This window comes from Corynebacterium variabile, from assembly GCF_006539825.1.
GTDB lineage: Bacteria > Actinomycetota > Actinomycetes > Mycobacteriales > Mycobacteriaceae > Corynebacterium > Corynebacterium variabile.
Genome location: NZ_BJNT01000003.1, coordinates 42,858 through 67,366, shown reverse-complemented (window position 1 = coordinate 67,366; position 24,509 = coordinate 42,858). Strand labels below are relative to the sequence as shown.

Sequence of the window (24,509 nt, the reverse complement as noted above, 5' to 3'; positions counted from 1 at the left end):
CTGACGCCGTGAGTGGTGGAGGACACGTACCCTCGGGGGCACCCTGTCTGAGGCCGGACCTGTATCCGGTGCAGACGCACTGTCCGTGATCCCGGTGAGAGGAATACGTCCCCCGTGTCCAGCTCCCTCAGTTCCGTCATCCTCATCGGTGTGGTGTGGCTCCTCATCATCACCACACTGTTCGTCCGCCGTCATTCTCCGGTCCGCCGGACGTCGAAGGCACTGTCCGAGACCCGGGTGGTGCACGAGGGCGGAACCGGTATCGAGCGGTCCCGACGACGCCCGCTGCCCGCGGAGAGTCTCTACCATGCCGATCCGGACGCTGACCTCGAGCTGGTGGAGGCGGAGCCGGAGCAGGTGGTCATCGACGACACCCGCGACGATGCCGATGACATCCCGGACGCCGCCCCGCCGCTGTCGGTACCCCCCGTGCCCTCTGTCATCGAGGGCGACGTGGTGGAGTACCGGACGCTGGACGACGTCGACACCGGCGAATTCGCCCCGGTCGCTGCCGGGGACGACGACCTCCCGGTGGACGGGGACGCCGGGGACGACGAGATCTTCGTCGAGCCGACAGTCGCCGACGCCGAGACCGCCGAGGACGCCGAGATGGACTCCGACGCTGAGTCCGACACCGTGGCCGAGGATGAGCGCGATGACGAGGTCGCCGAGGTCGCCGATCTCGCTGAGGTCGCCGAGATCGTGCCCGACGAGCCGGCCCGCCGCTTCACCGTGGTGGACGAGGCCTACACCCGCGGCGGCGACATCGACGTCTCGGTGGGCACCGATGATGAACTCCTCGTCGTCAAGGACACCGCGGAAGAGCCCGACGAGGACGCCGCCTACTCCGATGACGAGATCACCGAGGACGACATCGACTACCTGGCGAGCCACCAGGGCCGAGGCATCTACAACCCCGTGGCGTCCCGCCAGCTCGCCGAGCAGCGTCAGGCCCGTCGTCGCCGCGTCCTCTTGGTGCTGGTCGCGGTGACCGTCCTGTCCCTGATCGGGGCGGTCGCGCTGTCCGGTGCCCTGTGGATCGTGACCCTGGCGGGTGCGGCACTGACCGGCATGTACCTCTACTCGCTGCGCAAGCAGACTCTCGCGGAGCGGGAGCTCCAGCGCCGTCGGCTCGCGCGGATGCGCCGTGCCCGGCTCGGTGTGCGCAACACCGACGACCGTGAACTGGGTGTCCCCGACCGGCTGCGGCGCCCCGGCGCTGTGGTCGTCGAGAGTGACGACGACGACCCGGAGTTCGCCGTCCTGGAGTACGCGGACGTCACCTTCGCCGGTTACGACGACGTGCAGGACGAGGTATACGACAGTGGCTACGACGACGACTACGGCTACCCCGGGGACGGGCAGCCGACGGTCCGCGTCGTCTGACCCCCGGTCCGGCCCGGTCTGTTTCCACAGACCGCCGGGGTAGGCTGTCACCATCATGAACAACCCTGCGCTCAGAGACACAGCCCTGTTCCTGCTGCGGCTGGCCCTCGGCGTCATCTTCATCGCACACGGCTGGGACAAGGCCTTCGGTACCGGTATCGACGCCACCGCCGACCAGTGGGGGAACCTGCACATCCCGCAGCCCACCCTGTCTGCCTGGGTGGTCTCCGTCGTGGAGATGCTCGGCGGCGCGATGCTCGTGCTCGGTCTGCTGACCCCGGCAGCTGCCGGCGTCCTCGCCCTCGACATGGTCGCGGCCTTCTACTTCGTCCACCTCGACAACGGTCTCTTCGTCAGTGACGGCGGCTGGGAACTCGTGCTTGTCCTCTGCGTCGCCTGCGTGACCCTGGTCGTCTTCGGCTCGGGGCGGGCCAGCCTGGACCGGGCACTGTCCCGGTTCGCCTAGGGGCCCGGGGTGGAGTGCGAGGAGGCGCGCGCCGCGCTGTCCGCCCGGCTCGACGGTGAACCGGAGCCGGCGGGTACCGACCCGGACGCGGTGGACGCCCACCTGGCCGCCTGTCCGGACTGCCCGGTGTGGTTCGCCGCAGCCGCCGACCTGAACCGCCGACTGCGGGTGAGCGCGGCACCGACGGAGGAACCACAACCCCGCGACGCCGGGGAGCTGGCGCGCCAGATGTCGGCGCTGGCGGAGAATACCCCGGAACTGTCCCAGCGGCTGCGTAGCCGGTCGCTGCCACTCACCCTGTGTCGGGTGGTGCTGGTGGTGCTCGCGGTGCTCTACATCGCCTGGGCGGTGGTCCTGCTGGTCAACTCCACCGATGTGCCGGACTCCCCGTCGGTCGCCGGTGCCGGTGGAGAGGTCGCCAACTCCGGCGATCCGGACCTGGCCCGGCTGTCCGTGGATGCTGCGACGGTGCGCCTTGCCCTGGCGGGTGGACTGATCTGGGGAGCATGGCGGCCGCGTGCCGCACCGGGGCTGCTGCCGGTCTTCCTCGCCCTGTGGGGTTTCGGGGCCGGGTTCTCCACCCGTGACCTGGTGCTCGGCTACCTCGACGTGCCGACGGTCGCCGGCCTGCTGCTGCACCTGGCGTCCTGCGTGACGGTGGTGGGGGTGTGGCTGGCGCGCCACCACGCGGTCAACCCGCTGCGCGATTCGCTGCGCGGGCTCGGGGCGCGCCCGGTGGCGTACAGTCCGGGGGACGCCGAGCGGAACTCCACCTGGCGGCCGGGCGACGGGGACTGATCAGGTCCAGCCGGGCAACCACATCCGCCAGTGCCACTGCTGATGGGTCAGCGGCAGGCCCGAGTAGACCGGCAGGAAGAACAGGAACATCCACACCGCCAGCACCAGGTAGAACACGCCGAAGAGCATGCCGGTCCGGGTGAGCCACAACCGCCGCACCGCCGCCCGGAGGCCGGGGGAGGGGTCCACGGGCCGGTCACCGGCGATCGACCAGCCGGCGAGCTGTCCCAGTGTGAGGGCGAGGCCGATGATGAGGAACGGTGCGAGGTTCGTCGCGTAGAAGAGGTACATCTGTCGGTCGACGTTGAGCAGCCACGGCAGGAACCCGGCGAGGTAGCCGACCACAGGCACCAGCCATGCCATCTGGCGGCGTCGTACCAGGCACCACAGCCCCCAGAGCAGTACCGGCACGGTGAGGAACCAGATCACCGGAGTGCCGGTGAGTAGGACGACGTGCTTCATCCCCGAGCCGTCGGTCTCGCTGTAGTACAGCAGACCGCGGGTGCTGGCGAGCCACTCCCAGGGCTTCGACTCCCACGGGTGGTGATGGCCGTTGGAGTTCGTCAGTTCCTCGTGGAAGTCGAGGACGGAGACGTGGTAGTAGATGAAGTTCAGCCAGGAATCCGGCAGCCAGTCCAGGCCCCACGAACTGATCCGGTCGTTGCCTGCCTCGACTTCGTGGCGGAAGACCCCGGTCTCCGAGGCGAACCAGGCGCGCCAGCTGAGCAGGTACACCACCGCCGGCAGGATGACCACCGACGCGAACGCGGGGACGCAGTCCCGGGCGAAGGTTCCCGCCAGTGGACGCTGGACACCGAACCGACGACGCCGCCACCAGTCGACACCGACGACGGCGAGTCCGAAGAAGGCGATGTAGTACAGCCCGGACCACTTCACGGCCAGTGCCCCACCGAGGGCGAGTCCCGCGGCGAACCGCCACCAACGGTACCCGGCCCGCGGGCCCAGCGGGTTGTCGGCGATCCGACCCTCGGCGAAGACCCGACGGAATGTGGCCTCCATCTGCCCGTGGTCCCGGACCAGAAGGTAGGCGGCGAGAATGACGAAGAAGGTCTGGAACTGGTCCAGCATCGCCGAGCGGCCGGTGACGAAGAGGATGCCGTCGCACAGGGCGAGCAGGCCCGCGGACAGCCCCACCCAGTCGCCGTAGCCGGTGGAGGACGCCAGGCGCCGCGCGGTCGCCGCGGTGAGCAGGATGACACCGATGCCCAGCAGAGCGACCGAGATCCGCCACCCGACCGGGGTGTCGCCGAAGACCCACATCCCCAGCGCCTCGAGCTGCTTGGCGAGTGGGGGATGGACGACCAGGCCGTAGGCGGGGTTGTCCTCGATACCGCCGGAGAGTCCGCCACGGAGGATCTGCCAGGACTGCGGGACGTAGTGCTTCTCGTCGAAGACCGGGGTGCCCTCATCGGTGGGGTACCCGAGTTCCGTCAGCCGGGTGACCGCGCCGAGCACGGCGAGCACGGTGAGGATCACCGACCACCGAGTCGGCCGGACCCGGGGAACGGCGACGGAAGGTTTCACAGGGCGCCATCCTAGTAGGAAGCGGACGCGGGGCGTCGGGGCCCGGCGCATTAGAGTCGGAGGACATGGAGACCCCTGAGTTCGCAGACCTGCTGTCCCGCGCCGCCGACGACCGACCCTTCCCCCACGGCGGGATCATTCTCGCGGCCACTCCGCTGGGGACCGCACTGGACGCTTCGGTCCGCCTCATCGACGCCCTGGGCAGCGCCGACATCATCGCCGCGGAGGACACCCGCCGTACCCGTGCCCTGGCGGACGCCCTCGGCGTGGAGATCACCGGCAAGGTGGTCTCGAACTACGACCACAACGAGTCCGACCGTGCCGCGGGACTGGTCGAGAGTGCGGCCGGCGGGGCCCGCGTCCTCGTCGTGACGGACGCCGGGATGCCCGCGGTCTCGGACCCGGGGTTGCCGCTGGTCCAGGCGGCCCAGGAGGCGGGCGTCCCGTTGACCTGCCTGCCCGGTCCCTCCGCGGTGCCCACCGCCCTGGCCCTGTCTGGGGTGGGGGTGGGGCACTTTGCCTTCGACGGGTTCGCCCCGCGCAAGGACGGTGACCGGCGACGGTGGCTGGAGACCCTGGTCGACGAGAAGCGGGCGGTGGCCTTCTTCGAGTCCCCGCACCGGCTGGGCCGCACGCTTGATGCGGCGGTGGAGGTGCTCGGTCCCGACCGCGAAGCCGCGGTATGCCGTGAACTGACCAAGACCTATGAGCAGGTGCGCCGGGCGCCGCTGGGGGAGTTGGCGCAGTGGGTCGCCGAGGCGACCGCCACCGCGGAGAAGGGGGAGGGGCCCGGGATCCGCGGTGAGATCACCGTGGTCCTGTCCGCGGCTCCGGAGTCTGGCCCGGCGGATCCGACCGATCTGGTCGGTCTCGTCGAGGAACAGGTGGCGTCCGGCGTCCGGATGAAGGAGGCCTGCAAGACCGTCGCCGAGGCCCACGGTGCGTCTCGGCGGGAGCTCTATGAGGCGGTGCTCGCGAGCCGCCGGTGAACTCCGGTCAACGTGGAGGGTCGGCATCTGGCACAGTGGGTGGGTATGACTGACGCGACAAGAGACACAGAGAAGCAGCCGCCGGATCCTGAGATCGTCACCGATGACAGTCAACTGAGCTCCGAGAAACTGTCACCGGTCGTGGTGGGCAGCATGCTGCCGCCTCCCTCGGAGGACAAGCACGCGCCCGTGGACAAGGTGGTCGTGGGATTCGCGGCCGCCCTCGTGCTTGCCGTGGTCCTGTGGGGGCTCATCGCCCCGGACAGTTTTTCCGACTTCGCGTCCAGTGCACTGGACGTCATCGTCACCGATTTCGGCTGGGTCTACATCGTCGCCGGCACGATTTTCGTGCTGTTCATCCTGTTCATCGGGTTGAGCCGGTTCGGCCGTATCAGGCTCGGCCAGGACAACGAGGAACCCGAGTTCAACACGGCGAGCTGGATCGCGATGATGTTCGCCGCCGGCATGGGCATCGGCCTGATGTTCTACGGCGTCGCCGATCCGTTGAACTACTTCGAGAACGGTATCCCCGGCGAAGGGTCGAAGAACGTCCCTGACTCGATGGCCTCCACCATTTTCCACTGGGGCCTGCACCCCTGGGCGATCTACGCCATCGTCGGCCTCTCGATCGCCTACGGAACCTTCCGCCTGGGACGCAAGCAGCTGTTCAGTTCGGCGTTCATCCCGCTGATCGGCATCCGTCGGGCCGAAGGCTGGCTCGGCAAGCTCATCGACGTGCTGTCGATCTTCGCGACCGTCTTCGGAACGGCAGCGTCCCTCGGCCTCGGCGCCCTGCAGATCGGGTCCGGAATGGACGCGGTCGGGATCGTGCACAATCCCGGGACTGGCTGGATGATGGTCATCATCGGCGTTCTGGGACTGTGCTACCTGGCGTCCGCCTACTCAGGTGTCGGTAAGGGCATCCAGTACGTCTCCAACTTCAACATGGTGCTGGCCGGTCTTCTGGCACTGTTCGTGCTGATCGTCGGCCCCACGGTCGTCATCCTCAACACCATGCCGACCTCCCTGGGCAACTACCTGCAGAACTTCTTCGGCATGTCTGCCCGCACCGCGGACTCCGCCGAAGGCATGGGTGACTGGCTCGCCGGAACCACCCTGTTCTACTGGGCATGGTGGATCTCCTGGTCCCCGTTCGTCGGTACCTTCATCGCCCGGATCTCCCGCGGCCGCACGATCCGTGAATTCGTCGTGGTCGTCCTCATGGTCCCCACCGCGGTGTCCATCGTCTGGTTCTCCATCTTCGGCGGATCCGCGATCCACGCGGAGGAATCCGGCAGCGAGATCTACGGTGACGGTGACGCACAGACGATGCTGTTCAACCTGCTCGACGATCTTCCGCTCGCCGGCATCAGCTCGGTGATCGCGATGATCCTGCTGTCGACCTTCTTCATCACCTCGGCGGACTCCGCCTCGACGGTGATGGGCACCATGAGCCAGAACGGCAAGCTCGTCGCAGACCGGAGGCTGACTGTCCTGTGGGGTCTGCTGACCGCTCTCATCGCCGTGGTGCTCCTGCTGTCCGGTGGCGAGGACTCCCTGAACAACCTCCAGTCGGTGACGATCGTCGCCGCCTGCCCGTTCGTGATCCTCATCCTCTTCATGTGTGTGTCGCTGTACAAGGGACTGTCACAGGACCCGATGTTCCTCGACGAGAACGAGAAGCGGTCCTTCGCCCTGCGGCTCGCCCGTGAGCGCCGCCACCAGGTCCCGCCGGGGTCCGCCCGCAGCCCGTGGGAGGCCCGCGAGGATGAGCGGCTGGAGCGCAAGGCGGAGAAGAGCGCGCAGAAGACCGCGAAGAAGACCGCGAAGAAGACCGCGACGAATCCAGGGTCGGGCGATCAGGCCGGGTCCTGATGCAATAGGGTGGGGGACATGTCGAAACATGTCCTCACCTCCGTTGCCTGGCCGTACGCCAACGGCCCCCGCCACATCGGACACGTTGCCGGATTCGGCGTCCCCTCGGACGTCTTCGCCCGGTACCAGCGAATGTCGGGCAACGAGGTCCTGATGGTCTCCGGCACCGACGAGCACGGCACTCCGCTGCTCGTGCAGGCGCAGAAGGAGGGCGTGCCGGTCCAGGAACTGGCCGACCGCTACAACCGCATCATCGTCGAGGACCTCGCCGGCCTGGGCCTGTCCTACGACCTGTTCACCCGCACCACCACCCGTAACCACTACGCCGTGGTGCAGGAGCTCTTCCGCGGGCTCAACGACAACGGCTACATGATCCGCCAGACCACGGTCGGTGCGATCGACCCGAAGACCGGCCGTACCCTGCCTGACCGCTTCATCGAGGGCACCTGCCCGATCTGCGGCGCCACCGACGCCCGTGGTGACCAGTGCGACAACTGCGGCAACCAGCTCGATCCGGCCGACCTCATCGACCCGCGGTCCAAGATCGACGGTGCGACTCCGGACTTCGTCGAGACTGAGCACTTCATGCTCGACCTCCCGGCGTTCGCCGAGGCCCTGGAGAAGTGGCTGTCCACCCGCGAGGGCTGGCGTCCCAACGTCCTGAACTTCTCGCTCAACCTGCTCAAGGACATGCGTCCGCGCGCGATGAGCCGCGACATCGACTGGGGCGTCCCGGTGCCGATCGAGGGCTGGCAGGACAATGAGGCCAAGAAGCTCTACGTGTGGTTCGACGCCGTCGTCGGCTACCTCTCCGCCTCCATCGAGTGGGCATGGCGTACCGGTGACAAGGACGCCTGGAAGAAGTGGTGGTCGGATCCGGAGGCCCTGTCCTACTACTTCATGGGCAAGGACAACATCACCTTCCACTCCCAGATCTGGCCGGCCGAACTGCTCGGTTACGCCGGTAATGGTGCCAAGGGTGGTGAGGCCGGCGAGTACGGCGAACTGAACCTGCCGACCGAGGTCGTCTCCTCCGAGTTCCTCACCATGTCCGGCTCGAAGTTCTCCTCCTCGAAGGGCGTGGTCATCTACGTCCGAGACTTCCTGCAGGAGTTCGGTCCGGACGCGCTGCGGTACTTTATCGCCGTCGCCGGCCCGGAGAACATGGACACCGACTTCACCTGGGACGAGTTCGTCCGCCGCATCAACACCGAGCTGGCCAACGAGTGGGGCAACCTCGTCAACCGCACCGTGTCGATGGCGCACAAGAACTTCGGCGAGATCCCGACCCCCGGCGAGTTCACCGCCGAGGATCAGGCACTGCTCGACGAGTCCGCCGCGGCCTTCGGCATCGTCGGTGAGTACCTGGAGCACTCCCGGTTCAAGGCGGGTATCTCCGAGGCGATGCGCATCGTCGCCCGTGCGAACCAGTACATCGCCGCCCAGGAGCCGTGGAAGCTCGCCAAGGCGGCCAAGGGTTCCGAGGACACTGCCGCCGACCCGGCCGCCCGGGAGCGGCTGTCCACGGTGCTGTTCACCGCCCTGCAGGTCGTCGCGGACGCGAACACCCTGCTCACCCCGTACCTGCCGTTCTCCGCGCAGAAGATCTTCGAACTGCTCGGCGGCGCCGGTGTGTGGGCCGCCCAGCCGAAGGTCGTCGAGGTCACCGACGACTCCCCGCTGGAGCCGGTCGGTGCGGGTCTGCCCGCCAAGGGCCGCGCCTACCCCGTCATCATGGGCGCCTACGCCAACCAGCAGGCGCACTGGGACAGGACCGACCTGACCCCGGGCACCCCGCTGTCCAAGCCGGTGCCGCTGTTCACGAAGCTCGATCCGGAGCTGGCGGAGACCGGCCCGGAGTGGGCCCGCGTCGAGAAGGACTAGGCTCCGTCAGAGCCGCTGCGCCCACCGCCTGACGAGACCGTCCTCGGGACAGGACGCCACCACGGCGCCTGCGACGGTCCGGCGGATCTCTTCCGGGGTGTCCCGTATACGGGCGAGGACACTGACGGCCACGTCACGGGCACTCCGGGCCGCAGCTACCGGAGGCAGGCCGCCGGGGGATGCGTTGCCGTAAGAGTTGTCCCAGGCGAGCAGTATCGCAGTGGTCGCACTGATCCGGGGAGGATCGACCCGTGTGACCGCACCCCGCGCGGCGACCGGCATACCGGCACCGGTCAGGCCTGCGACCACGGTCACCAGAGCGGTCCTGCGGATCATCTCCGGAGCATCCGTGGTCCAGGTGAGGGTGTCGGTGAGGGCTTCCACGGTCGCACGGTCAGGGGTCTCCCGGACCCTGACCATTGCGTCGAGAAGCTCGACTGTCTCCAGCGCGGCCGGAGTGGTGGTCGTCAACGGATCCACGGAGAGATCGTCGACGACAGGCCTGAGATCGGGTCCTGCAGAGTACGGATCGGCACTCGTGAGCACAGATCGGGCGTGGGAGATCCATGCCCCGATGGTCGGGGACGCGGGGTAGTCAGCTGCGTCCGTGTCCGTTCCGTCTGCGCCGCCTTCCCTGGCGAACACCGTGTGCAGCAGGTCAGCGAACCTGTCGGCGGAGCCCGCCAGCTGGGAATCGAAACCGTCCCCGGTGAGGACGGCGGGGTCCATCCTCAGACGGTCGGCGAGCTGTTCCAGGGCGCTGCGGTCCGGGACGCTCTGCCCGTCCTCCCACCGGGAGATGGAGTTGGGGAGCAGATCCCGGCGGCGAGGCCGGTCTGGGACAGTCCCCGGTCGACCCTGGCGTGGTGCAGTCGTCGTCCGAATGCGGCAGGATCTTTCATGGTCACCGAGGGTACGTCACACAGTGGCACCGTGACCCCGAGACAGTCTGAGAGCCGCAGCTGCGGCAGCACCCGCCAGGGACACCACAGCGACAAGGACGCCGAGCGTCATCGCGGATGACGTCCACACCCCGACTGCCGCGGTGCCCAGGGCGCCACCGATCTACAGCATCAGCCGGGTGTGCGCTCCGACTGCCGGAGTCTGGCCGTCAGACACGACCTCGTAGGCGGCGGACAGGGCGAGCAGCGTGCACGCCCCCAGCCCCAGACCACGGATCAGGGACGCGACTACGGCCACGGCAACGGTGACCGCGTTCCAGGACCCGACGGCCTGTATGCCGAGCGTCCCGACCGCGGCGACGACAAGTCCGGCGGCGATGACAGGGAAGGCGTCCATGTTCTTCCATGGTCCCTTGATGAGACTGCGGGACGCCAAGGCGCCGCATCCCTGCACCCCCAGCAGGATTCCGGCCACCCACGCGGGCTGCCCCAGATCGGACTGGATGTGCAGGGAAGTCGACAGCAGCGTCCCGTAGGAGACCGCGCCTATGACGAGGCACAGCAGCATCACGGTGGCGAAAGGCAGTCCGCGGTAGAGGGACATGTCGAGCAGGGGAGGGGTCGAGCGCAGGTCCGCCACACAGAACACGGCGATGACCACGATGGCGGCCGCCGCAATGAGGACTGTGAATCCGGCAGGCAGCGTGCCGACCGCACTGACAACCCAGAGCAGACCGACCATGCCGAGGACGCCAGGCAGCGCCTGGCCGAGGCCCAGCGGCGTCCGGCGACCCGGGGTCGTCGGCAGCACGCCGCGGGCGAGGATCAGGGCGAGGGCGGCGAGCGGGACGTTGACAAGGAAGAGGATGCGCCAACCGACGGCGTCCACCAGCACTCCACCGAGCAGCGGGCCGAATGCCGGGGCGATGACCGCGGGCAGTCCGATGGTCGCCAGGGCGGACCGCATGCCGTCGCGTCCGACGAGGTCGGCGGCAATTTGCTGGACTGCCGGCTTGATGAAGCCGCAGGCCGCACCCTGGAGAACCCGGGCAGTGACGAAGAGCGGCAGTGTCCCGCTGAGTCCGACGAGGGCGGAGGCGAGGGCGAAGACGAGGGCCGTTCCGGTCCAGACGTGCCGGGTACCGAAACGTCGCAGGCAGGTCGTGGAGAGCACGATGCCGGCGGTGGCGGCGGGCATGTAGGCGGAGACCCCGAGCTGGGCGGAACTCTCCGTGACACCGAGGTCGCGGCTGATCGTCGGGAGCAGGACGTTGACAAGGCTCGAATCGATGAGCGGCAGGACCGAGGTGGGCAACAGGACGAGGGTGGTCCGGGGAGTAAGGGACAGTGTGGCAGGGGTCGTCATCGGCGGTGCTCCTTTGCGGTGGGGATGACATCAAGGGAATACGTGGGTGTCCAGTGGCTGCAACGGTTGACGTGTGCTCTCTCGGTGGGTTTCCTTTCCCCTGGTCAGCGACACATGCTCAGTGCGCTCTCAGCAGCGTCGTGCACGGTGCTCCCCCGGAACACCTCTGCAGGTACCCTCGGTCGGTGACACGGGGTGCCCGGGAGAAGGCCCGGGCTGAGATGAGACCCGTCGAACCTGATCGAGTTCACACTCGCGGAGGAATTGTCATGGCAGACTCTGCTGCGCCCACGACCCGGCCCACCACCCGTTTCAGCGACACGCTGCGGGCGGAGAACGCGGAAACCTGGGAGGCCGCCGCCACCCACCGCTTCGTCACCGAGCTCTTCGCCGGCACCCTGCCGGACGAGAACATGGCGACCTACCTGGTCCAGGACTACCGTTTCGCCGACGGCTTCATGGCGCTGCTCGGTGCGGCCGTCGCCACCGCGGACAACTACGACTCACGCCACCGCTTCGCCCAGTTCCTCGGCGAGGTCGCCGGAGACGAAGACACCTACTTCCGCCAGGCCGCCGCCGAACTGGGTGCGGACACCTCGGTCCCTGACACCAGGGCGACCGAGGGTTTCAAGCAGCTCTTCGCCGATGCCGCTGACACCCGCAACTATGCCGCGATCCTCGGCGTCCTGCTGGTCTGCGAGTGGCTCTACCTGGACTGGGCCACCCGGCCGGAGAACCGCGACCACGGCACGGCGGAGAACGGCTACCCGACCCGACATGTCCACGCCGAATGGGTCCGGCTGCACGACTACCCCGGGTTCCACCAGCTCATCGACTTCCTCCGCGCCGAGATCGACCGGGCCGGGGCGCGTTCCGAGGAAGACGCCGCCCTGGCACGGAAGTACTTCCGCCGCACCGTGGACCTGGAACTGCAGTTCTTCGGGGAGCACCGCTAACCTGACAGCCATGTCGAAGAAGAAGCGTCTGACCCCTGTCCCGCCCGAGCCGCTGCCGGAACTCTTCGACGCGCACACCCACCTGGCGTCCTGCAGGGCGACGACGCAGGACGAGGTGGCCGCGATCATGGACCGTGCCGCGGCGGTGGGCGTGCATCAGGTCTGTACCGTCGGCGACGACCTCGCCGAGTCCGTCCAGGCTCTCGAGGCCGCCCACGCCGACGAGCGGGTCTTCGCGGCCTGCGCCATCCACCCGACCAGGGCGGACCAGCTCTTCGAGGACGGTGTGCAGGACCAGCTCCGTGAGCTTGCCGCCGATCCGCGGTGCGTGGCGGTGGGGGAGACCGGGCTGGACACCTACTGGATCACCCACGAGCCGGAGCGGACCGCCCCGTTGGACGTCCAGGAGTCCGCGCTGCGCTGGCACATGGCGTTGGCCCATGAGCTGGACAAGCCGCTGATGATCCACAACCGGGAGGCGGACGCCGACCTGCTGCGTGTCCTGGAGGACGCCCCGGACGATCTGCGGATCATGCTGCACTGCTTCTCCTCGCCGCTGGGGGTGGCGCAGGCGGCGGCCGACCGTGGCTACTGGCTGAGCTTCTGCGGCAACGTGACCTTCAGACGCAATGAGGAACTGCGGGAGGCGGCACGGATCTGCCCGACCGAGCGGATCCTCGTCGAGACCGATGCACCGTTCATGACGCCAGAACCATTCCGCGGTGCGCGGAACGAACCGGCGTTCGTCGGATACACCGCCCGCTGTGTCGCAGAAGTGAGGGGTGTGACTCCAGAGGCACTAGGTGCCCAGGTGACACGCAATGCGCGTGAGCTCTACCGGATCACGGAATAATTACGGGACACTTGTCACATAACTTTGCCGCCAGCGCATCGTTACCGTATCGTGATCTGAGTGAAGAACAAGTCGACCCTCCACCGCATCAACCACACCCGCTCCGTCCCGCTGCGTGTCGCCACCGGCGGTATGCTCGCCACCCTCGTGGTCGGCGGAGCCGTCGTCGCCACCAACCACAAGGACGTCACCCTCGACGTCAACGGCAAGATCCTCAAGGCCAGCACCGTCCGCGGCGACGTTGAGTCGATCCTGTCCTCCGAGGGCGTCGACGTCTCCGACGGCGACCTCGTCACCCCGGGCCTCAGCGAGTCCGTCTCCGACGGCTCCCACGTCACGGTCCGCTCCGCCCGGCAGGTCGCCCTCGTCGTCGACGGTCAGTCCCGCACCGTCGACACCACCAAGATGACGGTCTCCGAGCTCCTGGACGAGCTCGACATCGACGCCGGCTCCACCACCGCCAGTACCTCGGCCATTCCGCTCGACGGCATGGAGCTCGACATCACCTCGCCGAAAATCTTCACGCTCAACGACGGCCAGCCGGACGAGACCCCCGCCCGCCTCACCATGTCCGCCCCGACCGTGGCCGACGTGCTCGAGATGCGCGGTGCCCCGCTGGGCAAGGAGGATGTCGTCACCCCGTCCGCGGACACCCCGGTCACCGACGACATGCACATCGACGTCACCCGGAAGACCTCCGAGGAGGTCACCGAGGAGCAGGAGATCGCCCCGCCGGAGAAGGTCATCGAGGACCCGGACATGGCCAAGGGTGAGGAAGAGGTCATCGAGGAGGGTACCGCCGGTACCGCCCGTGTCACCGTCCGCGTCCACACCCTCAACGGTGTCGAGACCAACCGCGACGAGCTCAAGCGCGAGGAGATCAAGCCCGCCACCGAGCGCGTCGTGCGCCGCGGCACCGGTTCCTCCGCCCCCTCCGTCTCCGACGGTTCCGTCTGGGACCAGCTCGCCCAGTGCGAGGCCACCGGCGACTGGTCCATCAACACCGGCAACGGCTTCTCCGGCGGCCTGCAGTTCACCCCGTCCACCTGGGCCGCGTTCGGCGGCACCGAGTACGCCCCGGAGGCCTACATGGCCTCCCGCGAAGAGCAGATCGCCGTGGCCGAGAAGGTCCAGGCCGCACAGGGCTGGGGTGCCTGGCCCGCCTGCACCTCCAGCATGGGTATGCGCTGAGAGATCCGCTGATAGATCGTCCGTCCCCGACAGGCTATCCTCGACATGTGACGGACAGCGAAGAGAACACGGTACGCCTGCTGGGGCCCGGCGAGATCCGGGCCCTGGCAGCGGAACTCGACATCACCCCGACGAAGAAGATGGGGCAGAACTTCGTCATCGACCCGAACACGGTGCGGCGCATCGTCTCGGCCGCCGAGCTGTCCACCGACGACCACGTCATCGAGGTCGGCCCGGGGCTGGGCTCCCTGACCCTCGCCCTGCTGGAGCAGGTCGGCGGAACAGGCGGGGTGACCGCCGTGGAGCTCGACAAGCGGCTCGCCGCACGGCTTCCTCGCACCATCGTGGAGTTCGCCCCGGCCCGCGCCGACGACGTCACGGTCATCGACCATGACGCACTCACCCTCACCGCAGCGGATCTGGCCGAGGCAGGAGTCCCCGCCCCGACGGCCCTGGTCGCGAACCTGCCCTACAACGTCTCGGTCCCGGTGCTGCTGCACCTGCTGCAGGAGTTCCCGTCGATCCGCCGCGTCCTCGTGATGGTCCAGCTGGAGGTCGCCGACCGGCTCGCGGCGTCCCCCGGGTCGAAGATCTACGGCGTACCCAGTGTGAAGGCCGGGTTCTACGGCGCGGTCTCCAAAGCCGGCACCATCGGCAAGAATGTCTTCTGGCCCGCCCCGAAGATCGACTCGGGCCTGGTGCGCATCGACCGGTGGACCGACAGCGACCGACCCTGGCAGGATGCCCTGACCAGTCACGATCCCGAGACCCTCCGCAAGGAGGTCTTCGCGGTGACGGACGCAGCCTTCCTCCAGCGCCGCAAGACCCTGCGCGCCGCCCTCTCCGGACACTTCGGTTCCGGGGCGGACGCGGAGGCCGTGCTCACCGCGGCGGGTATCGACCCGAAGGAGCGGGGTGAGAAGCTCGACACCGGTTCCTTCGTCGACCTCGCGGTCGCCTCTCTGGCCTCTGCCCAGGATTCACCGCAGGACACCGGACAATGACAGCCCCCGATATGCCGGACCCCGCCGAGCACACCGGACTGCCACGAGCCGCCACGGCGACGGCCCAGGGCATGCTGACCCTCTGGTCGAGTGTGGGCGACCGCCACCCTGACGGTCGCCGTGACCGCGTCACTGTCCGTCAGGCTCTCGACCTCACCGAGACCGTCACCGTTACGGTCACCGGCCCGTCGGACGTCCCGGAGATCACCGGGGTGGACGTCACCGGGAAGCACTCGCGGCCGGCCTCCGACGGAGACAAGGGACTCGCCGCTGTCGCCGCCGTCACCGCCGTCGTGGAGCGGTACCACCGCCTTGCACCGCAGGCCGTCCTGCCGCAGATCCACATCGACATCGTCCGTGGGATCCCTGACATCAGCGACACCGGGGACACCGACGCAGAGTCCGCCGACGCCGCAGCAGCCCTCGTCGCCACCCGCGAACTCCTCCACGGTGACGGTGCCGCCGACGCCGGCTACTCCCTCGCGCCCCGACCCACCGACGCCGAGCTGCAGGACCTGGCGGTGTCCCTCGGACCGGACGTACCCGCCCACCTGCTCGGCGGCACGGTGATGGCCACCGGCACCACGCCCGGTGCCGCCGACCTTGTTCCGGTGATGAGTCGCGGTACCCGGCACTGGGCCCTGGCGCTCGATCCCCGTCCGCTGCCATACCAGGAGGTCCTCGACCGCCTGGACGTCCAGCGGGACGCGGTGGCGCGCGGTGAGCGCCCCGATGTCCGGGTCGGCGACGTCACCGCCGTGCAGCGTGCCCTGCTCACCGACAACCCGACCGAACTCGCCGACCTCCTGGCCAACGACCTGCAGTCCGCAGCTGTGAGTCTGCGTCCGGAACTGCGTCGTACCCTCACCGCCGCCCGTGAAGCGGGAGCCCTGGGTACCGTCGTCGCCGGTCCCGGTCCGACTGTCGCGATGCTCTGCTCCGACCGCGAGCACGCCGTCGAGGTCGCCACCGCCGTCTCCGTCGCCGGACACACCGGCCCCACCCTCGTCGCCGCGTCCTCCTCCCACGGCACACGACCCGCCTGAACCCCGAAAGAAGCACTGAGAGAACTCCATGGCCAGCACAGTCAACCTCATCAACCTCGAGAACGTCGACAAGTCCTACGGGCTCAAGACCCTCCTCGACGGTGTGAGCATCGGGGTCAACAGCGGCGACCGGATCGGTGTCGTCGGACTCAACGGCGGCGGCAAGTCCACGCTCATCCGCATCCTCGCAGGGCTCGACACCGTCGACTCCGGACGCGTCTCCCGCAACAACAACCTGCGCATGGCGGTCGTCTCCCAGGACAGTGACCTGCCCGGAACCACCGTCGGCGAGGCGGTCCTGTCCGGACTGACCGGTGCATCCGGCACACTGGAGACCCACGAGTGGGCGTCCGACCCGCGGATCCGCGACGTCCTGGAGGGCATCGGCGTCAACGACCTCGGCGACGGTGCCGGGATGGACACCCCGCTGGAGGGGCTGTCCGGTGGCGAACGACGCCGAGTCGGCATCTCCGCCGCCCTGGTCCGCGACCTCGACCTGGTCATCCTCGACGAGCCGACCAACCACCTCGACGTCGAGGGCGTGGAGTGGCTCGCACAGCACCTGCTGCACCGTCGCTGTGCGCTCGTCGTCGTCACCCACGACCGCTGGTTCCTCGACACCGTCGCGACCACCACCTGGGAGGTCCACGACGGCACCATCGACGTCTTCGAGGGCGGCTACAACGACTGGACCTTCGCCCGCGCCGAGCGCGCCCGCCAGGCGGACGCCGAGGAGCAGCGCCGCGCCAACCTCGCCCGCAAGGAACTTGCCTGGCTGCGCCGCGGTGCCCCGGCCCGTACCTCCAAGCCGCGCTACCGGATCGAGGCCGCAGAGGCGCTGATCAAGAACGTCCCTGCGCCGCGAGACAACGTCGAACTCATGAGCTTCGCCACGAAGCGGCTCGGCAAGAAGGTCATCGAGCTGGAGGACGCCACGGTCACCACCCCGCCCCCGGAGGCCCGCGTCCTCGTCGACGACCTCACCTGGCGGCTCGCCCCCGGCGAGCGGATCGGACTGGTCGGTGTCAACGGCTCCGGCAAGACCACCCTGCTGCGCACCCTGGCGGGGGAGTACCCGCTGGCGGCGGGTAAGCGCATTGAGGGACGCACCGTCGAGATCGGGTGGCTGCGCCAGGAACTCGAGGACCTCGACGGCGAACGACGCCTGCTCGACGCCGTAGAGGACGTCGCCACCCGTGTGGAGATCGGCGGGAAGGAACTCACCGCCTCCCAGCTCGCCGAACGCCTCGGCTTCTCCGCCAAGCGGCAGCGCACCCCGATCCGTGACCTCTCCGGTGGCGAAAGACGCCGCCTGCAGCTCACCCGCGTGCTCATGGCCGAGCCGAACGTCCTGCTGCTCGACGAGCCGACCAACGATCTCGACATCGACACCCTCCAGGAGCTCGAGAGTCTGCTTGACGGGTGGGCGGGCACCCTCGTCGTCATCTCCCACGACCGCTACCTCATCGAGCGCATCTGTGACTCGACCTGGGCACTGTTCGGCGACGGGAAGCTGACCAACCTGCCCGGCGGAATCCAGCAGTACCTCGACCGGCGGCGCGAGCTCATCGCCGCCCCGGCGGCCCCGTCGGCCCCGTCCTCCGCGTCTCCGGGGCAGGACGCCGCGTCAGGCACGGCGTCCGGTGCGGCGTCCTCCCCGGGTCTGTCCGCCCAGGAGGACCGCGAGTTGAAGAAGGAGCTCAACGCGCTGGAGCGGAAGATGCAGAAGCTCAGTGCGAAGGTGGACACCCTCACCGCGAAGCTCGCCGACGCCGCAATGCCGGCCGACGGGAACATCGACACAGCGCTGCTCGCCGACCTCGACCGGGAACTCCAGGGAGTACGGTCAGAACACGACGACTGTGAGATGCGGTGGCTCGAGGTGGCCGAAATGCGAGAGGAGGGACATGTCTGAGGAGGTCCTGGAGAAGCACCTGAACGACTCCCCGGATGATGCCCGGGCATCCCGGTCACGGATCGCGCGATTCTTCGGCCTGCGCCGCCCGCTGCCGCCCAATATCTGGGGGCTTGTCCTCGGTGGCATCGCCTTCGCACTGTCCCTGACCCCGTCGCTGGTGCCGCGTACCTGGCTGTACCAGGGCATCGCCTCGGGGCTGTCCGCGGCGACCGGGCACCTCATCGGACTGTTCCTGCTGCTCAACTGGAACCTCTGGTGCCGGGACGTCATCGAACCGCTGTGGAACCGGTTGACCGGCAGCCGGCGCATCCCCGCCGTGTGGTGGGGGAGGGTGCGGATCGCGTTGCTGGTCATCATCCCGGTTGCGCTGCTGCTCTGGATGATCCGTGCCGTGCGCTGGCAGCAGTATCTCGCTGAGCTCATGGGCGCGCGGTCCTACACCCTCGCCCAGTTCCTCCTGGTCCTGCCGGTCGGCCTGCTGGTGTGGGCCCTGTTCGTCGCCATCGGCCGCGCCGTCTCGGCCTTCGCCGGGGTGCTGGCGACCGCCGTGCCCGGCAACAACTCCCGCTACGGTCTGCGACTTCTGGCGTCCTGGGGAGCCGTGGCGATCGCCACCGTCCTCATCGTCGACTTCGTGCTGCCCGGCACCATCCGCCGGGCGACGGAGCAGTTCTTCTCCGTGAGTTCCGAGCCGGTCCGGCCTGACCTGGTGAAGCCGTACGCCAGTGAGCGTTCCGGTGGCCCGGGATCGCCGACCGAGTGGGAGGATCTCGGGGCCTACGGCACCCGGTTCACCGCGCTGGGTCTGTACAAGGACCAGCTGGAGGATCTCACCGGACGCCCGTCGAAGGAGCCGATCCGCGCCTATGCGGGCATGGACGACGGCGACGACGACCGTGAGCGTGCCCAGCATGTCGTCAGTGAGCTCCAGCGTACCGGCGCCGAGGAACGCAAGGCCCTGCTTGTCGCCCCGGCGACCGGTACCGGCTGGGTGAATCCGACCACCGCCCAGGCCTTCGAGCTGATGTTCGACGGCGACTCGGCCATCGCCTCCGCCCAGTATTCGGACGTGCCCAGTGCCGTCCAGTTCGTCACCGACCGAGACCGGGTGGAGGACTACGGCCGTGAACTGATCACCGCCGTGGTCGACTGGTGGCACACCTTGCCCGAGGATGCCCGTCCGAAGCTGTACATCTACGGTGAGTCCCTCGGCACCACCGCCGCGGAGAGTGCCTTCTCCGGTATCCGTGACATCGCCGGCGCCGTCGACGGCATGCTGCTGATGGGTCCACCGAACAGCAATGAGCTGCACCGTGACTTCGTCTCCCGCCGCGATCCGGGAACCAGCGAGGCCCTGCCGGAATACTCCGGCGGCATGACCGTGCGGTTCGCGGAGAATGCCGGGGACATCACCGCCTGGCGTCATGAACTCAACCGTGAGGACGGCAGCGACGGGTGGCGCTCGCCGCGCGTGCTCTACCTCCAGCACCCCTCGGATCCTGTGGTGTGGTGGTCACCGGACCTCATCCTCAAACGTCCCGACTGGCTGAAGGAGGCCGCCGGATTCGACCGCACCCCGGCGATGACCTGGATGCCTTTCGTCACCTTCTGGCAGGTCACCCTGGATCTCCCCCGCGCCGCGAAGGTTCCTGACGGCCACGGCCACAATTACGGGACCTCCGTCATCGACGGACTCACCGCGGTCGTCGGTGACGGCTGGACCGATGACGACATCTCCAGACTCCGTGGCGAGCTGGAGGAGGCCATGAGTACCCAGGGCCCGGAGAAGGAGATCGGCGGGAACGGTTAGCACTCCGGGACGTTGACCGCCACGGTGGTCGCCAGGCCGCCGCCGGCGGTCTCCTTGTAGCGGTCGGACATGTCCGCCCCGGTCCGGCGCATGGTCTCGATGACCTCGTCGAGGCTCACCCGGTGACTGCCGTCGCCACGCATCGCCATTTTCGCCGCATTGATCGCCTTGCCCGCGGAGATGGCGTTGCGTTCGATGCACGGAATCTGCACCAGGCCCGCGACGGGGTCACAGGTCAGACCGAGCGAGTGCTCCATCGCGATCTCCGCCGCATTGCACACCTGGGCCGGCGTCCCGCCGAGGACCTCGGCGAGCCCCGCGGCGGCCATGGACGCCGCGGACCCGACCTCACCCTGGCAGCCGACCTCCGCCCCCGAGATCGACGCCCGTTCCTTGTACAGCGAGCCGACGGCCCCGGCGGCGAGCAGGAACCTCCGCCAGGTCTCCCGCTGGTCGGCCCGCCCTGCCCGGGTCCAGGTCCGGGCGTAGAAGAGCACCGCGGGGATGATGCCTGCGGCCCCGTTGGTCGGGGCGGTGACCACCCGGCCGCCGCCCGCGTTCTCCTCGTTGACCGCCAGAGCCACGAGATTCACCCAGTCCTCCGAGAACTCCGCGGTACAGGTCGGGTCCTCGTCTGTGAGCTGGGTGTACCACCGGTGGGCCCGGCGGCGGACCAGCAGGCCGCCGGGGAGGACGCCGTCGGCGCCCATGCCCCGCTCGGCACACGCGTCCATCGCCTGGACGATCGCGTCGAGCTGACCGTCGATCTCCCGGTCGGACCGGACGAGCCGCTCACAGGCACGTTGGGCGGCGGCGACGCTCCCGGCGTCCTCCGCCCGCTGCAGCAGTTCCGCCGCGGAGGAGAAGGTCGCCTCCCCGGCCAGGACAATGCCGGACGCGGTCTCGTCGGCGGTGCGGATGAAGCCGCCGCCGATGGAGTAGTAGGTCTCGGAGAACGGGGCGGCTGCACTGTCACCGTCGCGGGCCTCGAGGGCGCTGAACGTCACCGCATTGGTGTGCACCGTGCGCACCACGGCGGGACGCAGGATGATGTCCTCGAAGCCGCAGGTGACCGGCATGGAGGGGTCGCCGGCGAGGTGGATGGTCCGGGTGTCGCGGATCTCCCGCAGCCGGGACTCCATACGGTCCGGGGTGACGGATGCCGGGTCGCACCCGTCAAGTCCGAGCAGACAGGCCCCCAGGGTGCCGTGCCCGGCACCGGTTGCGGCCAGGGAACCGTAGAGGATCACGGTGATGCCCGCCGGGCGGGACACCGCGCCACCGGCCACGGTGCCGGCCGGTGTGGTGGAGGTGCCGGTGAGGTCGGTCTCCGTCCCGGCGCTCTCACGCCGCTCATGCAGCAGCCGGGCGAAGCGCAGTCCGGCCTGCATCGGGCCGACGGTGTGGGAGCTGGACGGGCCCACACCGATACGGAAGAGCTCGAAGACACTGACCGTCACGGTAGGTCACCTCATCATCTGGTGTCAGTCGACCGAGAACTCCGCCATCCGGTCCCACTCGGTCTTACCGTCGATGTGGTCGTTGATGATCTGCGGGGTCTCGGAGAGAACGGTGGGGAACAGTTCGCAGGCCGCCTTGAAGTGGTCGGACTGCACGTGGGCGACATCGGCGCCGTCCCTGTAGGCCTCGATGAGCAGGTACTCGTCGGAATCGTCGGTGTTGCGGTACCACTCGAAGAAGAGACAGCCGTCCTCGGCGCGGCAGGCGGCGGTGAAGTCGGCGACGACCTCACGGAAGTTGTCGACGTACTCGGGCAGGGGACGGAAGCGGACGTTGATGAGAATCATGGGGCCCAGCGTACCAAGCGGTCAGGGGCTCAGCAGTCCAGGACGACGGAGGTGCCCGGTGTGGTCGCTTCAACCCGCGAGCAGCACAGCAGGATCTTCCCGCCGTCGATCTCCCGTTGCCGCAGTCCGCCGTGGTCGTCCATGTCGACCGCCCCGGAGAGTTTCTGTACCGCACAGGACCCGCAGACGCCGTTGCCGCACTGGGAACGCAGTGGCACACCGGCGCGGCGCCCTGCCTCGAGGAGGGTTTCGCCGGGTGCGACCTCGACGCTGCCACCGGAGCGGCGGAAGACGACGGTGCAGCCGGCTGCGGCGGGGAGCACGGCGGCCGGGGCGGGAGTATCCGCAGGTACCGGGTCGACAGAGGTGGTGGTGTCATTGAAGGTCTCCTCGTGGACGGCGTTCCGGGGCACCCCGAGGTCGGTGGCGACCTGTCGGGCGGTGGCGAGGTAGCCGGGCGGACCGCAGGCGAAGACCCGGCGTCCGCAGGCGTCGTCGGTGAGCTGGCTGACGGTGTCCGGGCACAGTCGACCGAAATTTCCGGTCCAGCCCGCGGCGGAGGCCGGGGTGAGGGTCCCCAGTGACAGGCAGAGGGTCAGGCCGGGCGTCCGGTCGGCGAGATCACGGAGTTCTCCGGCGAAGGCGAACTCCAGCGGTGTGCGCGCATGGTAGACGACCACGGTGTTCACCGGCCCGGGAAGCGCGACGAGCGTGCGGACCATCGACAGGACCGGGGTGATCCCGGCGCCCGCGGCGAAGAGCAGGTAGCGGGCACGCCGGTCGACGTCGGGAAGGTGGAAGGCCCCGAGCGGCCCGTGCGCCTCCAGGATCGTGCCGCAGGAGAGCTGCTCGTGGATCCAGGTGGAGACTCTGCCGCCGGGCACCTTCTTCACGCAGACGGTGAAGGTGGAACGGTCGCCGTAGACGGACAGCACAGGGGAGGAGGAGACCGAGTAGCACCGGTCGACCGGTTCGGCGTCCGGACCGTCGACGGGGACGCCGAGGCGCACGAACTGCCCGGCCCGGTGGGTGAACGGCCGGTTGTCGGTCCGGCGCAGGACGAGGGTGAACATCGACGGCGTCTCGTCCCGGATCTCCGTGACCTCGACATCGAACTCCTCGGGGGCCGAGGGTGGGGCGATACCGGCGAAGTCGCGGGCCAGGATCTCCGCCCGGGCACCGGTGGCTGCGTCGGCGGCCCAGGGCATGACCGACCCGGTCGCGTCGAGTCGACGCCGGGGACGCCGGGGAACGCCGTTGACCGGAGGAACGGCAGACGGGATGAACTGTTCGACGATGACGCTGCTCATGAGCGCTCCCCGGGATCCAGGTGATCCAGGTGATCCAGGTGATCCAGGTGATCCAGGTGCCGGATCATGTGGTCGGTGTACCAACCGATGAAGGCCTCGACCTGGTCCTCACTGCGCATGTAGGGGCCGGGGACGTAGGCGGGGGAGGAGACACCCTGCTGGGCCAGCTGGACGAAGTCGGCGTCCTGCGAATTGGTGTGCCGCCATACGTGGGTGAGTTCGTCGACGTCGTAGTCCTCGCCGGCGACGGCGTCCTCGGCGACGAGCCAGGTGGTGCGCACCAGGGTCCGGTCTGCGCTGACCGGGTAGGCGGCGAAGGTGATGACATGGTCGGACAGTCCGTGGAACCAGGCGTTGGGCTGGACATGCAGCGAGGTGCGGCCGAGCCGGAAGTCCGGCAGGTCACCCATGAGTTTCCGGGACAGCCGCTCACCGGTGACGGAGAAGGACTCGCCGGCCTTGTCGAGGGCCTCGCGGGAGATTCGGAACCCGGCGTCGCGGTCGGTGAGGTGCTCCACGATGTCCCAGGGCAGGCCGTGGGTGGTGCAGCGTTCCCGGAGGGCGGCGTCGGCGAGAAGGGAACGGTCCCAGTCGGCAGCGAGCTCCGGCGGGACGGTGTCCGCGGTGAGCCCCCAGGTGGCGAAGAGGGAGCAGGCGAGTTCGGGGTGCCCGCCGCAGTGGTAGCACTCCCGGTTGTTCTCCATTGTGAGTTTCCAGTTCCCCTCCTCCATGAGGTCGATCCGGGTGGCGACCTTCGCCGAGGCGATGTCGAAGCCGGCGAGGTACGGGGTGACGGTGGCGGCGAGGTCGTCGATGTCGGTGGGCGGCTCGGCGGCGGTGCAGACGAAGACGAGGCCGCAGACGGAGCGTACGTGCGCGGTGCGCAGCGAGAAGCAGGTCCGGTCGAAGGTCTCGCCGGGGGAGGACGCGTGCAGCAGTGTGCCGTCGGTGGCGTAGGTCCAGGAGTGGTAGGCGCAGGTCAGGCGGGCGGTGGTGCCGCGTCGGTCGGTCATGACGCGGGCTCCGCGGTGCCGGCAGACGTTGTGGAGGGCGTTGACCTGACCGTCGTCGTCGCGGACGATGATCAGTGAGAGGGTGCCGATGTCGACGGTGACGTAGTCGCCGGGTTCCGGGATCTCGGCTTCGGTGGTGGCGAAGAACCACTGGGTGGCGAAGATGCCCTGCATGTCGAGGGAGAACAGGTCGGGGTCGGTGTAGAGCGGGGCTTCCAGGGAGGTTCGGGGCGGTCTTCGTCGCAGCAGGCCGAGCATGCGGTCGCGGTGGCCGGTGGTGGCTGTACTGGCGGTCGTGTGCTGCGCGAGAGTCATGGGGCAAATGTATAGCCCCCGGTCGTGGAAATAAATGGCAGATTCATCGACAATATCGTGCAGTATTTCCGTAT

The 24,509-nt window shown here is 68.6% G+C and carries 20 protein-coding genes, 2 pseudogenes and 1 riboswitch; of the genes and pseudogenes, 15 read left to right on the top strand and 7 right to left on the bottom strand.

Annotated features, from left to right (window positions below; genetic code table 11):
* Nucleotides 1–114: 114 nt before the first annotated feature.
* Genes sepX through CVA01_RS01260 form a run of 3 tightly spaced genes read left to right on the top strand, consistent with a single transcriptional unit; the run spans nucleotide 115 to nucleotide 2,650 of the window.
* Nucleotides 115–1,386, top strand: a complete 1,272-nt coding sequence (gene sepX / locus CVA01_RS01270; protein WP_141328005.1) for a divisome protein SepX/GlpR — start codon at nucleotides 115–117, stop codon at nucleotides 1,384–1,386.
* 55 nt (nucleotides 1,387–1,441) lie between these two features.
* Nucleotides 1,442–1,852, top strand: coding sequence for a DoxX family protein (locus CVA01_RS01265; RefSeq protein WP_141328003.1), 411 nt, complete (start codon nucleotides 1,442–1,444; stop codon nucleotides 1,850–1,852).
* Nucleotides 1,853–1,861: 9 nt separating this feature from the next.
* A complete protein-coding gene (locus CVA01_RS01260) occupies nucleotides 1,862–2,650 on the top strand; it encodes a zf-HC2 domain-containing protein (RefSeq protein WP_014010570.1) in 789 nt (262 codons plus the stop codon).
* Here the strand turns inward: CVA01_RS01260 and CVA01_RS01255 are convergent, their stop codons facing one another.
* On the bottom strand, nucleotides 2,651–4,195 hold the full coding sequence (locus tag CVA01_RS01255) for a dolichyl-phosphate-mannose--protein mannosyltransferase (RefSeq protein WP_014010569.1): 1,545 nt from the start codon (nucleotides 4,193–4,195) through the stop codon (nucleotides 2,651–2,653).
* Between the two features lie 65 nt (nucleotides 4,196–4,260).
* On the opposite strand from CVA01_RS01255, the gene rsmI reads away from it, so the two are divergent.
* From rsmI to metG, 3 genes are read left to right on the top strand one after another with little or no spacing between them, the layout of a single operon-like run.
* Nucleotides 4,261–5,184 (top strand): 16S rRNA (cytidine(1402)-2'-O)-methyltransferase, encoded by a 924-nt coding sequence (gene rsmI, locus CVA01_RS01250; RefSeq protein WP_141328001.1) that lies wholly within the window; start codon nucleotides 4,261–4,263, stop codon nucleotides 5,182–5,184.
* A 45-nt stretch (nucleotides 5,185–5,229) separates the two neighbouring features.
* On the top strand, nucleotides 5,230–7,059 hold the full coding sequence (locus CVA01_RS01245) for a BCCT family transporter (RefSeq protein ID WP_373862651.1): 1,830 nt from the start codon (nucleotides 5,230–5,232) through the stop codon (nucleotides 7,057–7,059).
* 18 nt (nucleotides 7,060–7,077) lie between these two features.
* Nucleotides 7,078–8,943 (top strand): methionine--tRNA ligase, encoded by a 1,866-nt coding sequence (gene metG, locus CVA01_RS01240; protein ID WP_141327999.1) that lies wholly within the window; start codon nucleotides 7,078–7,080, stop codon nucleotides 8,941–8,943.
* A gap of 6 nt (nucleotides 8,944–8,949) precedes the next feature.
* On the opposite strand, the gene CVA01_RS01235 is transcribed toward metG, so the two are convergent.
* Entirely contained in the window at nucleotides 8,950–9,672 is a 723-nt protein-coding gene (locus tag CVA01_RS01235) for an XRE family transcriptional regulator (protein ID WP_141327997.1), read from the bottom strand.
* A gap of 336 nt (nucleotides 9,673–10,008) precedes the next feature.
* Nucleotides 10,009–11,211, bottom strand: a complete 1,203-nt coding sequence (locus CVA01_RS01230) for an MFS transporter (protein WP_141327995.1) — start codon at nucleotides 11,209–11,211, stop codon at nucleotides 10,009–10,011.
* A gap of 181 nt (nucleotides 11,212–11,392) precedes the next feature.
* A riboswitch (TPP riboswitch) is annotated at nucleotides 11,393–11,493 on the top strand.
* On the opposite strand from CVA01_RS01230, the gene CVA01_RS01225 reads away from it, so the two are divergent.
* The 9 genes and pseudogenes from CVA01_RS01225 (at nucleotide 11,481) to CVA01_RS01195 (ending at nucleotide 19,989) form a co-directional block, all read left to right on the top strand.
* Entirely contained in the window at nucleotides 11,481–12,167 is a 687-nt protein-coding gene (locus CVA01_RS01225) for a TenA family protein (RefSeq protein WP_141327993.1), read from the top strand. It overlaps the preceding riboswitch by 13 nt.
* A gap of 10 nt (nucleotides 12,168–12,177) precedes the next feature.
* A complete protein-coding gene (locus CVA01_RS01220) occupies nucleotides 12,178–13,020 on the top strand; it encodes a TatD family hydrolase (protein WP_141327991.1) in 843 nt (280 codons plus the stop codon).
* A gap of 60 nt (nucleotides 13,021–13,080) precedes the next feature.
* Nucleotides 13,081–14,211, top strand: a complete 1,131-nt coding sequence (locus CVA01_RS01215) for a resuscitation-promoting factor (RefSeq protein WP_141327989.1) — start codon at nucleotides 13,081–13,083, stop codon at nucleotides 14,209–14,211.
* A 47-nt stretch (nucleotides 14,212–14,258) separates the two neighbouring features.
* A complete protein-coding gene (gene rsmA / locus CVA01_RS01210) occupies nucleotides 14,259–15,215 on the top strand; it encodes a 16S rRNA (adenine(1518)-N(6)/adenine(1519)-N(6))-dimethyltransferase RsmA (RefSeq protein WP_014010558.1) in 957 nt (318 codons plus the stop codon).
* On the top strand, nucleotides 15,212–16,261 hold the full coding sequence (locus tag CVA01_RS01205) for a 4-diphosphocytidyl-2C-methyl-D-erythritol kinase (RefSeq protein WP_141327987.1): 1,050 nt from the start codon (nucleotides 15,212–15,214) through the stop codon (nucleotides 16,259–16,261). Before rsmA ends, CVA01_RS01205 begins: the two co-directional genes overlap by 4 nt.
* 28 nt (nucleotides 16,262–16,289) lie before the next feature.
* A pseudogene (locus CVA01_RS15645) lies at nucleotides 16,290–17,063 on the top strand (ATP-binding cassette domain-containing protein); the annotation flags it as partial.
* Between the two features lie 114 nt (nucleotides 17,064–17,177).
* Nucleotides 17,178–17,576 (top strand): annotated as a pseudogene (locus tag CVA01_RS15640) (ATP-binding cassette domain-containing protein); the annotation flags it as partial.
* A gap of 18 nt (nucleotides 17,577–17,594) precedes the next feature.
* Nucleotides 17,595–18,176, top strand: a complete 582-nt coding sequence (locus CVA01_RS15635; protein ID WP_441580846.1) for an ATP-binding cassette domain-containing protein — start codon at nucleotides 17,595–17,597, stop codon at nucleotides 18,174–18,176.
* On the top strand, nucleotides 18,169–19,989 hold the full coding sequence (locus CVA01_RS01195) for an alpha/beta-hydrolase family protein (protein ID WP_244938079.1): 1,821 nt from the start codon (nucleotides 18,169–18,171) through the stop codon (nucleotides 19,987–19,989). The genes CVA01_RS15635 and CVA01_RS01195 overlap by 8 nt, the downstream gene beginning before the upstream one ends.
* Here the strand turns inward: CVA01_RS01195 and CVA01_RS01190 are convergent.
* Genes CVA01_RS01190 through CVA01_RS01175 form a run of 4 tightly spaced genes read right to left on the bottom strand, consistent with a single transcriptional unit; the run spans nucleotide 19,986 to nucleotide 24,435 of the window.
* Nucleotides 19,986–21,449 carry an L-serine ammonia-lyase gene (locus CVA01_RS01190; protein WP_141327982.1) on the bottom strand — a complete coding sequence of 488 codons (1,464 nt, stop codon included), beginning with the start codon at nucleotides 21,447–21,449 and terminating at the stop codon, nucleotides 19,986–19,988. The genes CVA01_RS01195 and CVA01_RS01190 overlap by 4 nt on opposite strands.
* A gap of 24 nt (nucleotides 21,450–21,473) precedes the next feature.
* Entirely contained in the window at nucleotides 21,474–21,797 is a 324-nt protein-coding gene (locus CVA01_RS01185; RefSeq protein ID WP_141327980.1) for a putative quinol monooxygenase, read from the bottom strand.
* A gap of 29 nt (nucleotides 21,798–21,826) precedes the next feature.
* Entirely contained in the window at nucleotides 21,827–23,107 is a 1,281-nt protein-coding gene (locus CVA01_RS01180; RefSeq protein WP_141327978.1) for a flavin reductase family protein, read from the bottom strand.
* Complete coding sequence (locus CVA01_RS01175; RefSeq protein ID WP_244938078.1) at nucleotides 23,104–24,435, bottom strand: aromatic ring-hydroxylating oxygenase subunit alpha; 1,332 nt, start codon at nucleotides 24,433–24,435, stop codon at nucleotides 23,104–23,106. The genes CVA01_RS01180 and CVA01_RS01175 overlap by 4 nt, the downstream gene beginning before the upstream one ends.
* Between the last annotated feature and the right edge of the window lie 74 nt (nucleotides 24,436–24,509).